Here is an 18,590-nt window from a genome sequence, read left to right on the forward strand (position 1 = left end):
CAGGCCGGCCTTACACCGGCCCTGCGTGTTACTTGTCTTTGTCGAGCGCGGCCAGCACCTTGTCGGTGATGTCGATGCGCGGGCTGGCCCAAACGGCGTCCTGCAGCACGATATCGAAGCCCTCGACCTGGGCCAGCTGCTTGATGATCTTGGTGGCCTTCTCCGAGATCGTGGCGCGCTCCTCGTTGGTGCGCTGGTTCAAATCCTCGCGGAACTCGCGCTGGCGGCGTTGGAACTCCTTGTCCAGCTCGAAGTACTCGCGCTGGCGCTTGGCCCGCTCGGCCTCGCCCAGCGACGGCAGTTCCTTCTCCAGTTTTTCGGACGAGACCTTCAAGCGCGCCGCCATCTCCTGCACGGCCTTTTCGCGCGACTTGAACTCCTCGGCCAGCTTCTCGCCGGCCAGCTTGGCCAGCTTGGACTCGTTGTAGATGCGCTCTGGGCTGAGCCAGGCGATGCGCGAAGCGGTCTGCGCCTGCACCGACGCCATTGCACACCAGCCCAGTGCAAGCGCGGCAAGATATTTGCTCATGGTGGCGGATACAGTCTTCAACTTATTTCTCCGAAAAAATTAACAATGCTCACTGGCATTAGAAACCGGTGCCCATCTGGAACTGGAAGCGCTCCAGGCGGTCGCCCGGCTTGGCGTTCAGGGGCTTAGCATAACTCAACTTGAGCGGACCGACCGGGGAAATCCAGCTGATGCCCAGACCGGCCGAGTAGCGCAGCTCGGACAGGCGCATCTTCTGGCCTTCCTGGTAGACCTGGCCGCCGTCGAGGAAGCCGAACCAGCGCAGGCTGCGGTCCTGGCCGGAGCCGGGGAAAGGCATCTGCAGTTCGGCATTGCCGATCAGGCGCGAGGCGCCGCCCAGGGCGTCGTAGTTGACCGGGTCGACCGCGCCCAGCGAGGAGCTGAGGTAGCCGCGCACCGAGCCGATGCCGCCGCCGTAGAAGTTCTTGAACACCGGATAGGGCTTGCTGCCGATGCCGTGGCCGAAGTCGATCTCGCCCTTCAAGGCCAGCGTGACCTTCGGATGCAACGGCTTGTACCACTGCTGCTCGTAGACGGCGCGGTAGTACTTGATGTTGCCGATCACGTCGATTTCCAGGTTGGCGCGCTGGTAGCGGCCGATGGTCGGGGTGATCGCGCTGTCGCGGCTGTCGCGCGCCCAGGCCGCCGTCAAGGGCACGGCGTTCGAGCTGACGGTGCCGATGCCGTTGGACGGGCCGCCGTTGTCGCGGATGTAGTTGAGGAAGCGCTGCGGGCTCGAGCCGTCGGTCGAGATGCGCGAGCGCTCCAGGCCGATACCGAAGAACACCGTGTCGTTTTCCGAGAACGGCACGCCGTAGCTGATGCGGCCGCCCTCCTGCTTGATGCTGTAGGTGCCGATGTTGAGCGCCGGCGGCTGCGTGGTGCGCAGGTAGACCTCGAAGGCGCGCGAGACGCCCTCGTCCGTGTAGTACGGGTTGGTCTGCGAGAACGAGATGGTGCGGCTGTACTTGCTGGTGTTGAGCTCGATGCCGACGGTGGTGCCGCTGCCGGCGAAGTTGGCCTGCTGGATCGCCGCCTGGAAGGTGAACTTCTCCGACTGCGAGAAGGCGCCGCCGATCTGGAAGTTACCCGTCGGCTTCTCGACCACGGTGAGGTTGACGTCGACCTGGTCGTTGGTGCCCTGGGCTTCCGGCGTGTCGATGGTGACGTCCTTGAAGTAGCCGAGGCGGTCGACGCGGTCGCGCGACAGCTTGATCTTGTTGGCGTCGTACCAGGACGACTCGAACTGGCGGAACTCGCGGCGGATCACCTCGTCGCGCGTGGTGGTGTTGCCGGCGATGTTCATGTGGCGCACGTAGGCGCGCTTGCCCGGATCGATGAAGAAGGTGAAGCCGACCTCGCGCTTGTCGCGGTTGATCTCCGGATTGGCGTTGACGTTGGCGAAGGCGTAGCCGAAGGTGCCCAGGCGGTCGGAGATCAGCTTGTTGGTGGCGGTCAGGCGCTCGCCGGAATACACCTCGCCGCGGCGCAGCAGCACCAGCGAACGCAGCTCCTCCTCGCGGCCGAACATCTCGCCCTCGAACTTGATGTTCGAGACGGTGTACTTCTCACCCTCGGTGATGTTGATGGTGATGTAGATGTCCTTCTTGTCGGGCGTGATCGAGACCTGGGTCGATTCGACCTGCATCTCGATGTAGCCACGGTTCAGGTAGAAGGACTTGAGCGACTCGATGTCGCCGGTCAGCTTGGTCTTGGAGTACTGGTCGGCCTTGGTGTACCAGCTGAACCAGCCGCCGGTGTTGAGGGCCAGCTGCTCGCGCAGCTCCTTGTCGTTGAAGACCTTGTTGCCGACGATGTTGATCTGTTTGATCTTGGCGATCTCGCCCTCGTCCACCGCGAAGACGATGTTGACGCGGTTGCGCTCGATCGGCGTGACGGTGGTGGTGATCTTGACGCCGTACAGGCCGTGCGACAGGTATTGGCGCTTGAGCTCCTGCTCGGCGCGGTCGACCGAGGCCTTGTCGAAGACCTTGGTCTCGCCGACGCCGATGTCCTTCAGCGCCTTGACCAGGGTGTCCTTTTCGAACTCCTTGGTGCCGGTGAACTCCACCTTGGCGATGGCCGGGCGTTCCTCGACCAGCACCACCAGCACATTGCCGTCCTGCTCGAGGCGCACGTCCTTGAAGATGCCGGTGGCGTACAGCGCCTTGATCGCGGCCACGCTCTTGTCGTCGTTGAAGGTTTCGCCGACGCGCACCGGCAGGTAGTTGAAGACCGTGCCGGCCTCCGTGCGCTGGATGCCTTCGACGCGGATGTCCTTGACGGTGAAGGGTTCGATGGCCAGCGCTTGGCCGGCACACATGGCCAGCACGGCGGCGCCGATCAGGCTGCGGCGAAACGAAGGCGAGGCAAAACGGTCAGAATATAATTTCATTGGCTAAATCAATGGCTCTCATTGGAATACACAAACGCAACGATGCGAAACTCATGCCGCCGGACGCGGTGGCCGACGCGATTTACAGCAGCCTGGCGAAGTCGTTGAACACCGCCAGCACCATCAAGGTGACCAGCAGGCCGACGCCGATGCGCTGCGCAATCTCGCCAACGCGCTCCGGCACCGGGCGCCCAGTCAAAACTTCCAGCGAATAATACAGCAAATGGCCGCCATCTAGAACCGGAATGGGTAGCAAATTCATCACGCCCAGACTGATACTGATGAAGGCGATGAAGCTCAGATAGCTGGCCACGCCGATGCGCGCGGTCTGCCCGGCGTAGTCGGCGATGGTGATCGGCCCGGTCACATTCTTCCACGAGACCTCGCCGACGATCATCTTGCCGATCATCTTCAGCGTCATCGCGCTGGTGTCCCACACCTTGGCGACGGCCTTGTGCAGCGCCGCCGGCGCCGATGAGGGCACGGTGATCATATCCGGCATCTGCGCCACGTAGACGTTGATCTTACCGACTGTTACAGGTGTAGGCCCCTTGTCCAGCTGGGCGTCCGGCGTCAGCGCCAACTGCAGCTCCTGGCCGGCGCGGCGCAGCGCCAGGTTCAGCGTGCGGCCGGCGGCGCCGCGCACGATGCTGATGAAGGCCGGGCCGTCGACCACCGGCTGGCCGTCGACGGCGACGATCAAGTCGCCCTTGCGCAGGCCGGCGCGGGCGCCGGCGCCGCCGGCGACGACCTCCTCGACCAGCGGCGGCGGGCGGCCGAGGTTGATGCCCAGCTTGCCCAGCACGTCGCCCTCCAGGTCCAGCGCGGTCAGGGCGGCGGCCGGCAGCAGCAGACTGTAACGGCCGGCGCCGGGGCGCTCGACCTCGAGGCGGGCCTCGTTCTTGTCGACGGCGGCCTGGATCAGCTGCCAGCGCAGCTCGGACCAGACGGCGACGGCCTGGCCGTTGACGGCGACCACGCGGTCGCCGCCGTGCAGGCCGGCGACGGCGGCCGGGCTGCCGGCGGCGCTGGCGCCGACCTTGCTGGACGGCTCGGCGATGCCGACCATGTACAGGCCGGTGAACAGCAGGATGGCGACGAGGAAGTTGGCCAGCGGGCCGGCGGCGACGATGGCGATGCGCACCCACACCGACTGGCGGGTGAATTCGCGTTTCAGCTCGGCCGGCGCCAGGCCGCCGAGGTCCTGCTCGCGGCCGTCGAGCATCTTGACGTAGCCGCCCAGCGGTAGCGCCGAGACGGCCCATTCGGTCTGGTCGGGGCCGCAGCGGCGCGACCACACCACCTTGCCCATGCCGATCGAAAAGCGCAGCACCTTGACGCCGAACAGGCGGGCCACCCAGTAGTGGCCCAGCTCGTGGATGACGATCAAGGAGCCGAGCGCGACGACGAAGGCCAGCAAGGTGTGCAGGAAGCTCATCGCGTCAACCCGGCGATAAGGCGTTCGGCGGCGGCGCGCGCCAGCGCGTCCTGCGCCATCACCGCCTCGATGCTGTCGGCGGCGCCGTGCGGCAGCGCCTCGACCACCTGGGCGATGACGCGGTCGATCTGGCGGAAGCCGATGCGCAGGTCGAGGAAGGCCTGCACCGCCACCTCGTTGGCGGCGTTCAGCAGGGCCGGCGCGGTGCCGCCGGCGCGCAGCGCGGCGAAGGCCAGCGCCAGGCAGGGGAAGCGGGCGTAGTCGGGACGCTCGAACTGCAGTGTGGCGATCTGCGTCAGGTCGAGCTGGGCGACGCCGGAGGCGATGCGCTCCGGGTAGGCCAAGGCGTGGGCGATCGGCGTGCGCATGTCGGGGTTGCCCAGTTGCGCCAGCACCGAGCCGTCGACGTAGGAGACCATCGAGTGGATCACGCTCTGCGGGTGGATCACCACCTCGATCTGCTCGGCCGGCGCGCCAAACAGCCAGTGCGCCTCGATCACCTCGAGGCCCTTGTTCATCATGGTGGCCGAGTCGACCGAGATCTTGCGACCCATGGCCCAGTTGGGATGCTTGCAGGCCTGCTCCGGCGTGACGGCGTCGAGCGTGTCGACGGCGCGCGTCAGGAACGGGCCGCCTGAGGCGGTGAGCAAGATCTTGGCCACGCCGCTGCCCTGCGGCGCGCGGCCGTAGTCGGCCGGCAGGCACTGGAAGATGGCGTTGTGCTCGCTGTCGATCGGCAGCAGCACGGCGCCGGCCTGCTGCGCCGCGTCGATGAACAACTGGCCCGACATCACCAGCGCCTCCTTGTTGGCCAGCAGGACCTTTTTGCCGGCGCGGGCGGCGGCCAGGGTCGGCGCCAGGCCGGCGGCGCCGACGATGGCGGCCATCACGGTGTCCACCTCGGCGGCGCTGGCGATGGCGCACAGTGCCGCCTCGCCGTGCTCGACCTGAGTTGTCAGGCCCTTCGCCTTGAGCAGCGCGCTCAGTTCGGCGGCGGCGGCGGCCGTGCCGACCACGGCGCGGGCCGGGCGGAACTGCGCGCACTGGGCGGCCAGCTCGGCCACCCGGCTGTGCGCCGACAGGGCGTAGACGCTATAGCGCTCGGGGTGGCGCGCCAGCACGTCGAGGGTGGAGACGCCGATCGAGCCGGTGGCGCCGAGGATGGTGACTTGTTGCATGGTGACTTCCTTCACAGCCAGGAACCGATCAGCGCGGCCAGCGGCAGCACCGGGATCAAGGCGTCAATACGGTCGAGCACACCGCCGTGGCCGGGCAGCAGATTGCTGCTGTCCTTCATGGCGGCGCGCCGTTTGAGCTGGGATTCGAACAGGTCGCCGACCACGCTGGCGGCGACGATCACGATAAGGATGGCCAGCGCGCCGAACCAGCCCATGCGCGCCTGCAGCAGCACGGCGAAGGTGTCGGCCAGCCAGGGCGCGGCCGGCGCGGCCAGAATGCTCGCGGCCGACAGGGCCAGCACGGCGATGGCGCCGCCGATGGCGCCCTCCCAGGATTTACCCGGCGAGATGGTCGGCGCCAGCTTGCGCTTGCCGAAGGCCTTGCCCGAGAAGTAGGCGCCGATGTCGGCCACCCACACCAGCGCCATGGCCGACAGCAGGAAGGCCGGCGAGTGCTGGAACAGCGCGACGATGGCGACGAAGCAGCCGAACAGGGCGAAGCAGAAGCTGAAGGCGACCATGTAGTTGGCCGAGCCCTTGAGCGGCGGCAGGCCGATCGCCAGCGAGGGCGTGAAGCGCATCAGCCACAGCGCGGCGCAGACGGCGAACAGCATGTTGTTGCCGCCGCTGGCGGGACGCAGCAGCACATAGACGAACAGCGTGGCCACGCCCAGCGCCCAGGCCGGCGCGGCGCGCAGGCCGAACAGGCGGCCGGCCTCCCACACGGCGGCGCCGAGGAACAGCGTGGCCAGCACGGCGAAGGCCGGGAAATAGGCGAAGAACAGCACCGGCAGCAGCACCGCCAGCAGGACCAGGGCGGTCAGTATCCGAGTTTTGAGCATGGGGCGGTCTTCTTAGGTGGTCTTGTTGGCCAATTGGGCGCCGGTGCGGCCGAAGCGGCGCTCGCGGTGCTGGTAGGAGGCGATCGCCTCGTCCAGGCTGGCGGCGGAGAAGTCGGGCCAATAGGTGTCGGTGAAGTACAGTTCGGTGTAAGCGAGCTGCCACATCAGGAAGTTGGAGATGCGCTGCTCGCCACCGGTGCGGATGAACAGGTCGGGCTCGGGCGCGTAGGCCATGGCCAGGTGGGGCGCCAGCTGCTCCTCGCTGAAGGCGGCCGCGCCGGGGTGGCCGGCGACCATCTTGCCGACCGCCTGCATGATGTCCCAGCGGCCGCCGTAGTTGGCGCAGACCGTCACCGTCATGCGCGTGTTGGCGGCGGTGCGCCGCTCGGCCGAGGCGATCATGGTCTGCAGCTTGGCGTCGAAGCGGCTCAGGTCGCCGACCACCTTCAGGCGGATGTTGTTGGCGTGCAGCTTGGAGACCTCGCGGTCGAGCGCGGTGACGAACAGGCGCATCAACAGCGACACCTCCTCCTCCGGCCGGCGCCAGTTCTCCGAGCTGAAGGCGAACAGGGTCAGGTATTCGACGCCGCGGCGGGCGCAGGCCTCGACCACGGCGCGCACCGCCTCGACACCCTTGACGTGGCCGGCGACGCGCGGCAGGAAGCGCTTGGTGGCCCAGCGGCCGTTGCCGTCCATGATGATGGCGACGTGGCGTGGCACGTTCGGGGTGTCCGGAACAGCGGTGGTCGAGCTGGTATATTTCATGAAAACGTTTTGCCAGATTAAGTGGTGCCAGGTGCTGCAAACCCAGGGCCCGCCGCTGCGCTGGCCGGCCCCCAAAACAAGCAAGGGGCCAGACCCCGCGAAGGCTCTGACCCCGGCTTCCCGGCGCCGCGCGCAAGGCGCGCGCCGGGAGTGTGCCGACTAGACCGTCAGCACTTCCTTCTCTTTGTCGACCACCATCTTGTCGATGTCGGCGATGAACTTGTCGGTCAGTTTCTGCACCTCGTCGGACGAGCGGCGCTCGTCGTCCTCGGAGCAGGCCTTTTCCTTGACCAGCTTCTTGACCGTTTCGTTGGCGTCGCGGCGGATGTTGCGCACGGCGATCTTGGCGTCCTCGCCCTCGCCCTTGACCAGCTTGACCATCTCCTTGCGGCGTTCCTCGGTCAGCGCCGGGGTCGGCACGCGGATCACGTCGCCCTGGCTCGACGGGTTCAGGCCCAGGTCGGCGTCGCGGATGGCTTTTTCGATGGTGGCGGCCATCTTCTTCTCGAACGGCTGCACGCCGATGGTGCGGGCGTCGATCAGGTTGATGCTGGCCACCTGCGACAGCGCCGTCGGCGAGCCGTAGTACTCGACCATCACGTGGTCGAGGATGCCGGTGTGGGCGCGGCCGGTGCGGACCTTGGCCAGGTCGGCGCGCAGGGTTTCGAGCGATTTGACCATGCGGTCTTGGGCGTTCTTTTTAACGTCAGCTAAGGACATTGCTGCTCTCCTGTATCTTGGGGGTGGATCTTAATGGGTGGGAACTTAAACGTGGACCAGTGTACCCTCATCCTCGCCCATGATGACGCGCATCAGCGCGCCCGGCTTGGTGATGGAGAACACCTTGATCGGCAGCTTCTGGTCGCGGCACAGGGCGAACGCGGTGGCGTCCATCACCTGCAGGTGCTTGGCGATGGCTTCGTCGAAGGTGATGGTGTGGAACAGGGTGGCGTTCGGGTCCTTCTTCGGATCGGCCGTGTAGACGCCGTCGACCTTGGTCGCCTTGAGCACGATCTCGGCGCTGATCTCCGAGCCGCGCAGGGCGGCGGCGGTGTCGGTGGTGAAGAAGGGGTTGCCGGTGCCGGCGGCGAAGACGACGACCTTGCCCTCCTCCAGGTATTGCAGCGCCTTCGGGCGCACGTAGGGCTCGACCACCTGCTCGATGCCGATGGCCGACATGACGCGGGCGGTGATGCCGACATGGCGCATGGCGTCGGCCAGGGCCAGCGCGTTCATCACCGTGGCCAGCATGCCCATGTAGTCGGCGGTGGCGCGGTCCATGCCCTGGGCGCCGGGCGCGACGCCACGGAAGATGTTGCCGCCGCCGATGACGATCGCCAGCTCCACGCCCAGTTGTGCCACCTCGGCCACGTCGGCCACCATGCGCTCGATCGTGCTGCGGTTGATGCCGTAGGGATCATCCCCCATCAGGGCTTCGCCGGACAATTTGAGGAGGACACGCTTGTAGGCTGGTTTTGACATGAGCTGGGGCTCCTAAAATGGGTTGATTCGGTGGGACTGCCGGCGGCCCTGCATGATACCAAAAACTGCCTGGCACACGCGCCGCCGGAAAATGCTCGCCGCCGGCCGGCGCGGGGCCGGCTGGCGGGTCAGGCTAAAAAAACGGGCCTCGCGGCCCGTTTTCACATTACGCTCCTTTGGAAGCAGCCATTTGCGCGGCTACCTCTGCGGCGAAGTCGTCTTGCTTCTTCTCGATCCCCTCGCCCACCACGTACATGGTGAAGGCTTTGACGGTGGTCGCTTTTTCTTTCAGCATCTGTTCGATCGACTGCTTGTCGTTCTTGACGAAGGCCTGGTTCAGCAGGGACACTTCCTTCAGGAACTTCTGGACCGAACCTTCCAGGCGCTTGGCCAGGATTTCCGGCGACTGGGCGGCTTTGCCTTCGGCGGCCGCTTTGGCTGCGTCTTCTTCGGCTTTCAGTTTTGCAACCGAACGCTCTTTTTCGATCAGTTCGGCCGGCACTTGCTCGGACGACAGCGACACCGGCTTCATCGCGGCGATGTGCATGGCGACGTCTTTACCAACTTGCTCGTCGGCACCGTCGAAGTCGACGATCACGCCGATGCGGGCGCCGTGCAGGTAGGAGGCCAGCTTGCCGGTGGTTTCGAAACGCTGGAAGCGGCGGATCGACATGTTCTCGCCGATTTTGCCGATCAGGGCGGCGCGCACTTCGTCCAGGGTCTTGCCGTCGAGCGGCAGGGCCAGCAGGGCGGCGACGTCGGCCGGGTTGTGTTCGGCGACCAGGCGGGCGGCGTTGTTGGCCAGGGCCAGGAAGTCGTCGTTCTTGGCCACGAAGTCGGTCTCGGAGTTCACTTCGACCAGGGCGCCGACGCCGTTGGCGATGAAGGTCGCTACCACGCCTTCGGCGGTGATGCGCGAGGAGGCCTTCGATGCCTTGCCGCCCAGTTTGACGCGCAGGATCTCTTCGGCACGGGCCATGTCGCCGTCGGCTTCGGTCAGTGCCTTCTTGCATTCCATCATCGGTGCGTCGGTCTTGCCGCGCAGTTCGCCTACCATCGCTGCTGTAATCGCTGCCATGTGTTTCTCCTGTATTCGGTGGGGGTGGTCCGGGGCGGCTCGGATGAAGCGGAGCGCGCAGCGCCCAAACCATTTTCATTAAAAAAAAGGGGGAGCTGCTGCCACCCCTTTTCCATTACTGCGAAGCTATCTCGCGATAGCGCAGCAATTAAGCCTGTTCGCTAACTTCGACGAATTCGTCGCCGGCAGCGGCTTTGATCATTTCAACGACTTCGTTACCGGCAGCTGCGCGGCCTTCGATGATTGCGTCTGCAACACCGCGGGCGTACAACATGATGGCTTTCGAGGAGTCATCGTTACCTGGGATCACGTACTGCACGCCTTCTGGCGAGTGGTTGGTATCGACCACGCCGATGACCGGGATGCCCAGTTTTGCTGCTTCGGTGATCGCACCTTTGTGGTAGCCGACGTCAACGACGAAGATAGCGTCAGGAACGCCGCCCATGTCTTTGATGCCGCCGATCGATTTCTGCAGCTTGATCATTTCGCGTTCAAACATCAGCGCTTCTTTTTTCGACAGCTTCTCAACGGAACCGTCTTCGATCGTCGCTTCCATGTCTTTCAGGCGCTTGATCGAGGTCTTGATCGTTTTGAAGTTGGTCAGCATGCCGCCCAACCAACGTTGGTCGACGAAAGGAACGCCGGCGCGTGCCGCTTCAGCCGCGATGATTTCGCGAGCTTGACGCTTGGTGCCGACCATCAGGATGGTGCCGCGGTTCGAAGCAACCTGTTTCACGTGTTTCATCGCTTCTTGATACATCGCCATCGTCTTTTCCAAGTTGATGATGTGGATCTTGTTGCGGTGACCGAAGATGAAAGGAGCCATCTTTGGGTTCCAGAAACGGGTTTGGTGACCGAAGTGGACACCGGCTTCCAGCATTTCGCGCATTGTTACGGACATAATTAACTCCAGGGTTGGGTCTGGAATCCGATCAGTCACCATAGAGGCACCCTTGTCGACCGGATTCGCGTTTATTAACGATTTTCGAGGCGGAACGAGGGGCAAACAACACGCCACCCGCCCCGCTGCTTCACAACATTGCTCAAAACCGAATTCAAGCAACCCAAAATTGTACCCTGAAACCAGCCGATTTGGCAAGCGCGGCGTGCGCCCGGGCACCCCGGGCGGGCGGGCCGTGGTGGCGACGGGTGATCCTCGTCATGTTTTGTCAACCTGGACAACACAACAAGCGTTTCCATGGTTAAACTATCGACAATAGTGCGGCGCCGGCAAGGGCGGCGGCCACCGGATGGCAATTACTTTTACAAAAAACAATGTCCCGATAAGCACGCACGACCGTTTTATATTATCATAGGGAAAAGTTTAGTTCCGCGTTGCCAACTATCCCGACAGCGACACGAAGCAAATCTGAACTACATAGAGGAACCCCACCATGTCCGTCGCCTTCGCCTTGACGCTTGCTGCCATTTCAACCGTGCAACCCCACTGCTCGTGGGACCGGCCGGGCGTGAACCCCTACACCGGCAGCGCCGCCGCCGCGCTGGAGCGCTACAGCGACATCCCGGCCGAGATCCGCGCCGAACTCAAGCGGCGTATCGAGCAGGGCCAAGCGGACGACAAGGTCAGCATCAAGCGCGACAGCATCGGCGGCAAGTACGCCTACGAGCCGGCCATCCGCGACATGCACTTCGGCCGCGCCTCGGTGTGCCGCAGCGTCACGCGGGCCAAATGGAGCGCCGAGCGCGACGAGCCGGGCGTGGTCTATTGCGCCAAGCAACACTGCATCCTGGTGCCCAAGATCTGCGGCAACTTCAGCCGGGTGACGCGGCGCGCCGCGCCGCTGGCGGCCACCGTGGTGATCCCGCCGGCGCCGGTCGCGCGCGAACTGGGCGACGGCGTCAAGGCCAAGGACCTGGGCTTGGCCGACGCCGAGCCGCAGGAGGAACTGACCGAGGAGGAGCTGCAGCAGCTGCGCGAGCGCGCGCCGCGCCTGGGCGCGGGCGGCCCGCTCGACACCGATCCCGAGCTGGTCGCGCTGGGCGCCGACGAGGAGGGCCTGCGCTGGATCAACCGCGGCCGCAACCCCTTCGATCCGGTGGGCGACCACGAGTTCATCCCGTCCGCCGTGCCCGAGGCGCAAACCTGGGCCATGCTGCTGGCCGGCCTGGGCCTGCTCGGCTGGGCCAAGCGCCGCGCCGCCAAGCGCGCCTGAGCCGCCGCTGTGGCGCCGGCCGCCGCCACGCCCTCCCCTGGCGGCCCGCCCGCGCACTCCCGTCGTCGTTTATAATTTCATTCTATCCGCATCCCGCCGAGCCGGCCGCAGCGCGCCCCCGCGCCGCGGCGGGCCCGGCCGCGATGCCTGTCTCCCCGTTTACCTAGCAGATTGCGACCCATTATGTCCATTTCCATCAAATCCGCCGAAGACATCGCAGGCATGCGCGTGGCCGGCCGCCTCGGCGCCGAGGTGCTGGACTACATCACCCCCTTCGTCAAGGCCGGCGTCACCACCGGCGAGCTCGACCGCCTGTGCCACGAATACATGGTCGACGTCCAGGGCACCATCCCGGCGCCGCTGAACTACTGCCCGCCCGGCTACACGCCGTATCCGAAGGCCATCTGCACCTCGGTCAACGACGTCATCTGCCACGGCATCCCGGGCGACAAGGTGCTCAAGAACGGCGACGTGGTCAACCTCGACATCACCGTCATCAAGGACGGCTACCACGGCGACAACAGCCGCATGTTCTTCATCGGCGAACCGTCGATCCTGGCCAAGCGCCTGTCCGACATCACCTACGAGTGCATGTGGCTGGGCATCGCCAAGGTCAAGCCGGGCGCCCACCTGGGCGATATCGGCCACGTCATCCAGCAGCACGCCGAAAAGGCCGGCTACAGCGTGGTGCGCGAGTTCTGCGGCCACGGCATCGGCAAGATCTTCCACGAGGAGCCGCAGGTGCTGCACTACGGCCGTGCCGGCACGCTCGATGAACTCAAGGCCGGCATGATCTTCACCATCGAGCCGATGATCAACGCCGGCAAGCGCGAGATCCGCGAGATGGGCGACGGCTGGACCATCAAAACCAAGGACCGCAGCCTGTCGGCGCAGTGGGAACACACCATTCTGGTCACCGAGACCGGCTACGAGGTGCTGACCAACTCGGCCGGCACACCACCGCCGCCGGCCATCGTGCTGGCCGCCGGCGCCGCCGCCACCGCCGTCTGAGCCACCGTGCCGGCCGCCGCGATGAAGCAGCAACTGCGTGAGCAACTCAAACGCCAACTGAAGGCCGACCGGCAGATCGTCGTCGCCGCCTTCCAGGCCGACGGCATGCCGGAGAAGCTGCTGCGCAGCCTGCGCCAGAGCGTTGACGCGGTGCTGGCGACGGCCTGGCAGGCCGCCGCGCTGCCGGCCGACACGGCGCTGGTCGGCGTCGGCGGCTACGGCCGCGGCGAGCTGTACCCGCACTCCGACGTCGACCTGCTGATCCTGCTCGGCCGCGCGCCCGACCACGACACCCGCGCCCGGCTGGAAGAACTGGTGCAGCTGCTGTGGGACCTGGGGCTGGAGATCGGCCACAGCATCCGCACCGTCGACGAGTGCCTGAGCGAGTCGCAGGCCGACATCACGGTGCAAACCAGCCTGCTCGAGGCGCGCCTGGTGTGCGGCGACGCCGCCCTGTTCGCCGAGCTGCAGCGCCGCTACGACGCGGCGATGGACCCGCAGGCCTTCTTCCAGGCCAAGGTGCTGGAGATGCGCCAGCGCCACGCCAAGTACGAGGACACCGCCTTCAGCCTGGAGCCGAACTGCAAGGAGAGCCCGGGCGGCCTGCGCGACCTGCAGGTGATCCTGTGGCTGGCCAAGGCGGCCGGCCTGGCCAGCTCCTGGCGCACGCTGGCCACCGGCGGCCTGATCACCCAGACCGAGGCCAAGCAGCTGATGGAGAAGGAGCGCGCCTTCAAGGACATCCGCGTGCGCCTGCACCTGCACGCCGGCCGCCGCGAGGACCGCCTGGTGTTCGACATCCAGACCGCGCTGGCCGAGACGCTGGGCCTGCAGGCCACCGGCAGCGGCGCCAACATGCGCCGCGCCAGCGAATACCTGATGCAGCGCTACTACTGGGCGGCCAAGACGGTGACCCAGCTCAACACCATCCTGCTGCAGAACATCGAGGAGCGCCTGTTCCCGCCGTCCGGCGTGGCGCTGCCGATCAACGAGCGCTTCAACGAGCTGAACGGCTTCATCGACATCGCCGACGACGACACCTTCGCGCGCACGCCCTCGGCCATGCTGGAGATCTTCGTCCTGATGACCGAGCGGCCGGCCTTGAAGGGCATGACGGCGCGCGCCACCCGCGCGCTGTGGCACGAGCGCTTCAAGATCGACACGGCGTTCCGCCAGGACCCGCGCAACCGCGCCCTGTTCCTGCGCATCCTGCAGGCCCCGGTCGGCATCATCCACGCGCTGCGGCGCATGAACGACCTGTCGGTGCTGGGCCGCTACCTGCCCAACTTCCGCAAGATCGTCGGCCAGATGCAGCACGACCTGTTCCACGTCTACACGGTGGACCAGCACATCCTGATGGTGGTGCGCAACATGCGCCGCTTCACCATGCCCGAGCACGCCCACGAGTACCCGTTCTGCAGCCAGCTGATGGCCAACTTCCCGCAGCCCTGGCTGCTCTACCTGGGCGCGCTGTTCCACGACATCGCCAAGGGCCGCGGCGGCGACCACTCCAAGCTGGGCACGGTGGACGCGGCGCAGTTCTGCCACGACCACGGCCTGAGCGCCGAGGACAGCGAGCTGGTGGTGTTCCTGGTGGAGAACCACCTGACCATGTCGCAGGTGGCGCAGAAGCAGGACCTGTCCGACCCCGACGTGGTGGCCGCCTTCGCCAAGCTGGCCAAGGACGAGCGCCACCTCACCGCGCTGTACCTGCTGACGGTGGCCGACATCCGCGGCACCAGCCCGAAGGTGTGGAACGCCTGGAAGGGCAAGCTGCTCGAGGACCTGTACCGCATCACCCTGCGCGTGCTGGGCGGCGAGCCGCCCTCGGCCGACCGCGAGCTGAAGAACCGCCAGCAGGAGGCGCTGGCCACGCTGCGCCTGTACGGCCTGCCGCCCGACGCCCACGAGGCGCTGTGGAAGCAGCTCGACGTCGCCTACTTCCTGCGCCACGACGCCTCCGACATCGCCTGGCAGACGCGCGCCCTGTACGACCGCCTGGGCAGCGCCACGCCGGTGGTCAAGTGCCGCCTGGCGCCGATCGGCGAGGGCCTGCAGGTGGCCGTCTACGTCAAGGACCAGGCCGACCTGTTCGCCCGCATCTGCGGCTACTTCGACCGCAAGAACTTCAGCATCCTCGACGCCAAGATCCACACCACCCGGCACGGCTACGCGCTCGACACCTTCCTGGTCACCGAACAGAGCTTCGCCAACAGCTACCGCGACATCATCAACCTGATCGAGCACGAGCTGGCCGAGCTGCTGGTCAGCCAGGCGGCGCTGCCGGCGCCCGGCCGGGGCCGCCTGTCGCGGCTGTCGCGCTCCTTCCCGATCCAGCCGACGGTCGACCTGCGGCCCGACGAGCGCGGCCAGTACTACCTGCTGTCGGTGGCGGCCAACGACCGCACCGGCCTGCTGTACGCCATCGCCAACGTGCTCACCAAGTACAAGATCAACCTGCACACGGCCAAGGTGATGACCCTGGGCGAGCGGGTCGAGGACGTCTTCCTGGTCGACGGCGCCGCCCTCAACAACACGCGCCTGCAGCTGCAGCTCGAGACCGAACTGCTCGAGGCGCTCAAGGTCTGAGCCGCGCCGCGCCACCCCGAACAACCGCAATCCAACGATATAGAAGCAGAAACAGAACCATGACCGAAGAACTCTTACGCTTGTCCAAACGCATGTCCGAACTGGGCCTGTGCTCGCGCCGCGAGGCCGACGAATGGATCGCCCGCGGCTGGGTGCGGGTCGACGGCCAGGTGGTGTCCGAACTGGGCAGCAAGGTCTACCCGAGCCAACGCGTGACGGTCGAGCGGCAGGCCGCCGCCGAGCAGTCGAAGCGCGTCACCGTGCTGATCAACAAGCCGATGGGCTATGTCAGCGGCCAGGCCGAGGACGGCTACCAGCCGGCCGTGGCCTTGATCAAGGCGGAGAACCGCTGGGCCGAGTGCGGCGCCGACGAGCAGTTCCACCCGACCCAGCTGCGCAGCCTGGTGCCGGCCGGCCGCCTCGACATCGACTCGGTCGGCCTGCTGGTGCTGACCCAGGACGGCCGCGTCGCCAAGCACCTGATCGGCCACGACACCGACGTCGACAAGGAATACCTGGTGCGCGTGCAATACACCGGCGAGGGCACGCTGCCCGAGGCGGCGCTGAAAAAGCTCAACCACGGCCTGTGGATGGACGGCAAGGCGCTGCTGCCGGCCAAGGTGCGCTGGCAGAACGAGGACCAGCTCAGCTTCACCCTGCGCGAGGGCAAGAAGCGGCAGATCCGCCGCATGTGCGAGATGGTCGGGCTGCGCGTGGTCGGCCTCAAGCGGGTGCGCATCGGCAAGGTCAAGCTGGGCGACCTGCCGGTCGGCCAATGGCGCTATCTGCGCCCGGACGAGCAATTCTGATAAGATTGTCGGGGACAAAACGTTGTCGCCGCGCCAAACGGGTCGGCGCCTGTCGCCGGCGGCGCGAAATTCTTGCCATTTAGCAAGCCAAAGCGGCGAATAAAATGTAAACTATTCGAACCGGAATTTGCTTCCCATTGGAAACTATCAAAGAGATATGCCGTCGTGAACGATCCACTACCTAACGAATTCCGCCGGGGCCCGCCGCGCCTGTCCGACGCGGTCGAGCCGATCCCCTTCGGCTCCAAGCCGCACGACATGACCGATCCGGACGAGATCGGCAATTCGCTGGCCCTGCTGGCCGAGACCGGCGACCCGGTGTCGATCTACCCGGCCAGCAGCACCAACGTGGTGATGGGGCGGATCCGCTCGGTCGACCCGGACCACCCCTACTTCGTGCTCGAACTCAACGAGGGCGAATACATCCCGCCGGGCGAGTGCGTGCTGGTGGCCTGGCTGCGCAGCGCCAAGATGCAGTTCAAGCTGAGTTCGCCGGACTGGTCGCCGCTGGCCAACCAGCCGACCCTGGTGCCGGCCGCCTTCCCGGAGAAGTGCCAGATCCTCAACCGGCGCGCCGCCCAGCGCCTCGAGACGCCGCTGGGGATCTACTACCTGGCCTCGTTCGTGCTCAACGGCAAGCCCTACGAGCTGCAGTTGTACGACTTCTCGGCCGGCGGCGTCGGCATGCGCGCCGCGCCGCGCGACGCGGTCGGCCTGCACGTCGGCCGCCGCCTGCAGCGGGTGCGCCTGGAGCTGGGGCCGGAGGCGGTGATGATCGCCGACCTCGACATCCGCCTGTCGCGCACCTTCCGCTCCTTCCTGCTCGGCGAGCAGGTGCAGATCGGCTGCCAGTTCGCCAACCTGTCGCCGCTGATGCAGGAGGAGCTGGCGCGCCAGCTCGACCACCTCGGCGCCAGCCGCAAGGCCGGCGGCCACTAGTGTAGTGTTGCGTTCTTGGGGGCTAGTCGGCCAGCAGCGGGCCGTCCCAGCCCTGCAGGTATTTGGGCAGGGCGTCGGCCACCTCGAGCACCCGCTCGGCGTAGAACAAATGCATCTGCGGCGCCAGCGCCGGCGGCAGGGCGCCACCGGCGGCGCGCGCCGCCAGGCCGTTGGGCAGCACCGTCATGCCCAGCCGGTTGATGCCGAACATCAATTCGCCGCAATCGGCGCAGAACGCCCGGCTCATCTGTTTATCCGGATGGGCATAGCGGCGCAACTCCCCCTTCACCACGCGGACGTCCGCGGCGGCCCAGGCGCTCGCCGCCAACATGGGCGTGGCGTAGAAGTCGCGGCAGCTGGCGCAATGGCAGTTGGCGCGGGCCTGCGGCGCGGCGCCGAGCGCCAGTTCGACCTTGCCGCACAGGCAGGCGACGGTGGCGGGAATCGACATGCGGTCTCCTTGCTTAAAATAGCCATTCTAACAAACATTTCAAGAAAACAATTTCCACCCGGCGCAGGCACGGCAAGCGCCCGGGACGGCCTTCACTTGCCCGGGTTGAAACATTCTCCGGCCATAAAATTCCTTGTGGAAATCATATGTCGCGGAAATGTCGATAATATTTCCTAATGGTAATTAAACATCTATAATTAACAATTAATTTCCAAAAGTTATGCTATCCTGAATCACAGTAGAGCTTGATTGCTCCAAACCCTTTCCGGCCGCCGCCCCGCCGGACGAAATATTTTCATCGATCAATCCTAGCGGGAGTGGTGCCACATGAAACAATTCGTCAAAAGAACTATCTTCGCGGCGGCCGTCGCCGCCGCCGGCCTGGGCATGTCGGCGGCGCAGGCGGCCGACGTCAGCCACGCCAGCAAGGCGCTGGTCTTCGTCGGCGGCAACACCAACGACGGCGCCGGCTTCGGCAAGACCATCCTGGCCGGCAGCACCTTCACCGACGTGTTCACCTTCAGCGTGGCGTCGGCGACGGGCCATGCGACCTTCAGCAACTTCCAGGTCTCGTCGGACGCCCAGTCGGCGCTGCTCGGCATGGACCTGAGCAATTTCACCTTGAACGGCCCGGTCAGCTTCGGCGGCAGCCAGATCCAGACCGGCGTGTCCGAGTTGTGGAAGCTGCCGACGCTCGACCTGGTCAACGGCGACTACACGATCAGCGTCAGCGGCATCACCGTGTCGAAGCCGGGCGGCTCGTACGCCTTGTCGGGCAAACTGGTCTCCGCCGTGCCGGAGCCGGCCACCTACGGCATGCTCGGCCTCGGCCTCGGCATGGTCGGCCTGATGGCCCGCCGCCAGCGCCGCCGCGGCCAGGCCGCCTGAGCCGCCCCGCCCCGCATCCGCC

17 protein-coding genes are annotated in these 18,590 nt (G+C 66.0%); 6 read left to right on the plus strand and 11 right to left on the minus strand.

Annotation, left to right across the window (positions count from 1 at the left end):
• Nucleotides 1-28 precede the first annotated feature (28 nt).
• The 10 genes from BM252_RS03340 to rpsB form a co-directional block, all read right to left on the minus strand.
• On the minus strand, nt 29-487 hold the full coding sequence (locus tag BM252_RS03340; RefSeq protein WP_174900415.1) for an OmpH/Skp family outer membrane protein: 459 nt from the start codon (nt 485-487) through the stop codon (nt 29-31).
• Between the two features lie 100 nt (nt 488-587).
• On the minus strand, nt 588-2,924 hold the full coding sequence (gene bamA, locus BM252_RS03345) for an outer membrane protein assembly factor BamA (RefSeq protein ID WP_093383650.1): 2,337 nt from the start codon (nt 2,922-2,924) through the stop codon (nt 588-590).
• Between the two features lie 82 nt (nt 2,925-3,006).
• Nucleotides 3,007-4,362 (minus strand): RIP metalloprotease RseP, encoded by a 1,356-nt coding sequence (gene rseP / locus BM252_RS03350; RefSeq protein ID WP_093383653.1) that lies wholly within the window; start codon nt 4,360-4,362, stop codon nt 3,007-3,009.
• Nucleotides 4,359-5,540 (minus strand): 1-deoxy-D-xylulose-5-phosphate reductoisomerase, encoded by a 1,182-nt coding sequence (gene ispC, locus BM252_RS03355; RefSeq protein ID WP_093383655.1) that lies wholly within the window; start codon nt 5,538-5,540, stop codon nt 4,359-4,361. The genes rseP and ispC overlap by 4 nt, the downstream gene beginning before the upstream one ends.
• An 11-nt stretch (nt 5,541-5,551) precedes the next feature.
• Nucleotides 5,552-6,382 (minus strand): phosphatidate cytidylyltransferase, encoded by an 831-nt coding sequence (locus BM252_RS03360; RefSeq protein ID WP_093383658.1) that lies wholly within the window; start codon nt 6,380-6,382, stop codon nt 5,552-5,554.
• Between the two features lie 12 nt (nt 6,383-6,394).
• A complete protein-coding gene (uppS, locus tag BM252_RS03365) occupies nt 6,395-7,147 on the minus strand; it encodes a polyprenyl diphosphate synthase (RefSeq protein ID WP_093383660.1) in 753 nt (250 codons plus the stop codon).
• 159 nt (nt 7,148-7,306) lie between these two features.
• Complete coding sequence (gene frr, locus BM252_RS03370) at nt 7,307-7,867, minus strand: ribosome recycling factor (protein ID WP_093383663.1); 561 nt, start codon at nt 7,865-7,867, stop codon at nt 7,307-7,309.
• 45 nt (nt 7,868-7,912) lie between these two features.
• Nucleotides 7,913-8,629, minus strand: a complete 717-nt coding sequence (gene pyrH, locus BM252_RS03375) for a UMP kinase (RefSeq protein ID WP_093383665.1) — start codon at nt 8,627-8,629, stop codon at nt 7,913-7,915.
• A 166-nt stretch (nt 8,630-8,795) separates the two neighbouring features.
• A complete protein-coding gene (tsf, locus tag BM252_RS03380) occupies nt 8,796-9,707 on the minus strand; it encodes a translation elongation factor Ts (RefSeq protein WP_093383668.1) in 912 nt (303 codons plus the stop codon).
• Between the two features lie 148 nt (nt 9,708-9,855).
• On the minus strand, nt 9,856-10,608 hold the full coding sequence (gene rpsB / locus BM252_RS03385) for a 30S ribosomal protein S2 (protein ID WP_093383670.1): 753 nt from the start codon (nt 10,606-10,608) through the stop codon (nt 9,856-9,858).
• 493 nt (nt 10,609-11,101) lie between these two features.
• Here rpsB and BM252_RS03390 point away from each other — a divergent pair, with 493 nt between their 5' ends.
• The 5 genes from BM252_RS03390 (at nt 11,102) to BM252_RS03410 (ending at nt 17,229) form a co-directional block, all read left to right on the plus strand.
• Entirely contained in the window at nt 11,102-11,881 is a 780-nt protein-coding gene (locus BM252_RS03390) for an MHFG family PEP-CTERM protein (RefSeq protein WP_093383673.1), read from the plus strand.
• A 183-nt stretch (nt 11,882-12,064) separates the two neighbouring features.
• Nucleotides 12,065-12,892 carry a type I methionyl aminopeptidase gene (gene map, locus BM252_RS03395; protein WP_425442253.1) on the plus strand — a complete coding sequence of 276 codons (828 nt, stop codon included), beginning with the start codon at nt 12,065-12,067 and terminating at the stop codon, nt 12,890-12,892.
• A gap of 21 nt (nt 12,893-12,913) precedes the next feature.
• Complete coding sequence (locus tag BM252_RS03400; protein ID WP_093383675.1) at nt 12,914-15,481, plus strand: [protein-PII] uridylyltransferase; 2,568 nt, start codon at nt 12,914-12,916, stop codon at nt 15,479-15,481.
• A gap of 59 nt (nt 15,482-15,540) precedes the next feature.
• Nucleotides 15,541-16,290 carry a pseudouridine synthase gene (locus tag BM252_RS03405; protein WP_093383678.1) on the plus strand — a complete coding sequence of 250 codons (750 nt, stop codon included), beginning with the start codon at nt 15,541-15,543 and terminating at the stop codon, nt 16,288-16,290.
• 165 nt (nt 16,291-16,455) lie between these two features.
• Complete coding sequence (locus BM252_RS03410; protein ID WP_342742455.1) at nt 16,456-17,229, plus strand: flagellar brake protein; 774 nt, start codon at nt 16,456-16,458, stop codon at nt 17,227-17,229.
• Between the two features lie 22 nt (nt 17,230-17,251).
• Here the strand turns inward: BM252_RS03410 and BM252_RS03415 are convergent, their stop codons facing one another.
• Nucleotides 17,252-17,680, minus strand: coding sequence for a GFA family protein (locus BM252_RS03415; protein WP_093383681.1), 429 nt, complete (start codon nt 17,678-17,680; stop codon nt 17,252-17,254).
• Between the two features lie 327 nt (nt 17,681-18,007).
• On the opposite strand from BM252_RS03415, the gene BM252_RS03420 reads away from it, so the two are divergent.
• Entirely contained in the window at nt 18,008-18,568 is a 561-nt protein-coding gene (locus tag BM252_RS03420; RefSeq protein ID WP_093383683.1) for an FxDxF family PEP-CTERM protein, read from the plus strand.
• Nucleotides 18,569-18,590 lie beyond the last annotated feature (22 nt).

The organism is Rugamonas rubra, from assembly GCF_900114705.1.
In the GTDB taxonomy this organism is placed as follows: Bacteria; Pseudomonadota; Gammaproteobacteria; order Burkholderiales; family Burkholderiaceae_D; genus Rugamonas; species Rugamonas rubra.

Coding starts and splice junctions, on each gene's coding strand:
- rpsB (WP_093383670.1), bottom strand. CDS start 10,608: ATGTCCGTAACAATGCGCGAAATGCTGGAAGCCGGTGTCCACTTCGGT.
- frr (WP_093383663.1), bottom strand. CDS start 7,867: ATGTCCTTAGCTGACGTTAAAAAGAACGCCCAAGACCGCATGGTCAAA.
- BM252_RS03415 (WP_093383681.1), bottom strand. CDS start 17,680: ATGTCGATTCCCGCCACCGTCGCCTGCCTGTGCGGCAAGGTCGAACTG.
- map (WP_425442253.1), top strand. CDS start 12,065: ATGTCCATTTCCATCAAATCCGCCGAAGACATCGCAGGCATGCGCGTG.
- BM252_RS03400 (WP_093383675.1), top strand. CDS start 12,914: ATGAAGCAGCAACTGCGTGAGCAACTCAAACGCCAACTGAAGGCCGAC.
- BM252_RS03390 (WP_093383673.1), top strand. CDS start 11,102: ATGTCCGTCGCCTTCGCCTTGACGCTTGCTGCCATTTCAACCGTGCAA.
- BM252_RS03340 (WP_174900415.1), bottom strand. CDS start 487: ATGGCGTCGGTGCAGGCGCAGACCGCTTCGCGCATCGCCTGGCTCAGC.
- uppS (WP_093383660.1), bottom strand. CDS start 7,147: ATGAAATATACCAGCTCGACCACCGCTGTTCCGGACACCCCGAACGTG.
- ispC (WP_093383655.1), bottom strand. CDS start 5,540: ATGCAACAAGTCACCATCCTCGGCGCCACCGGCTCGATCGGCGTCTCC.
- BM252_RS03420 (WP_093383683.1), top strand. CDS start 18,008: ATGAAACAATTCGTCAAAAGAACTATCTTCGCGGCGGCCGTCGCCGCC.
- rseP (WP_093383653.1), bottom strand. CDS start 4,362: ATGAGCTTCCTGCACACCTTGCTGGCCTTCGTCGTCGCGCTCGGCTCC.
- pyrH (WP_093383665.1), bottom strand. CDS start 8,629: ATGTCAAAACCAGCCTACAAGCGTGTCCTCCTCAAATTGTCCGGCGAA.
- BM252_RS03405 (WP_093383678.1), top strand. CDS start 15,541: ATGACCGAAGAACTCTTACGCTTGTCCAAACGCATGTCCGAACTGGGC.
- BM252_RS03360 (WP_093383658.1), bottom strand. CDS start 6,382: ATGCTCAAAACTCGGATACTGACCGCCCTGGTCCTGCTGGCGGTGCTG.
- tsf (WP_093383668.1), bottom strand. CDS start 9,707: ATGGCAGCGATTACAGCAGCGATGGTAGGCGAACTGCGCGGCAAGACC.
- bamA (WP_093383650.1), bottom strand. CDS start 2,924: ATGAAATTATATTCTGACCGTTTTGCCTCGCCTTCGTTTCGCCGCAGC.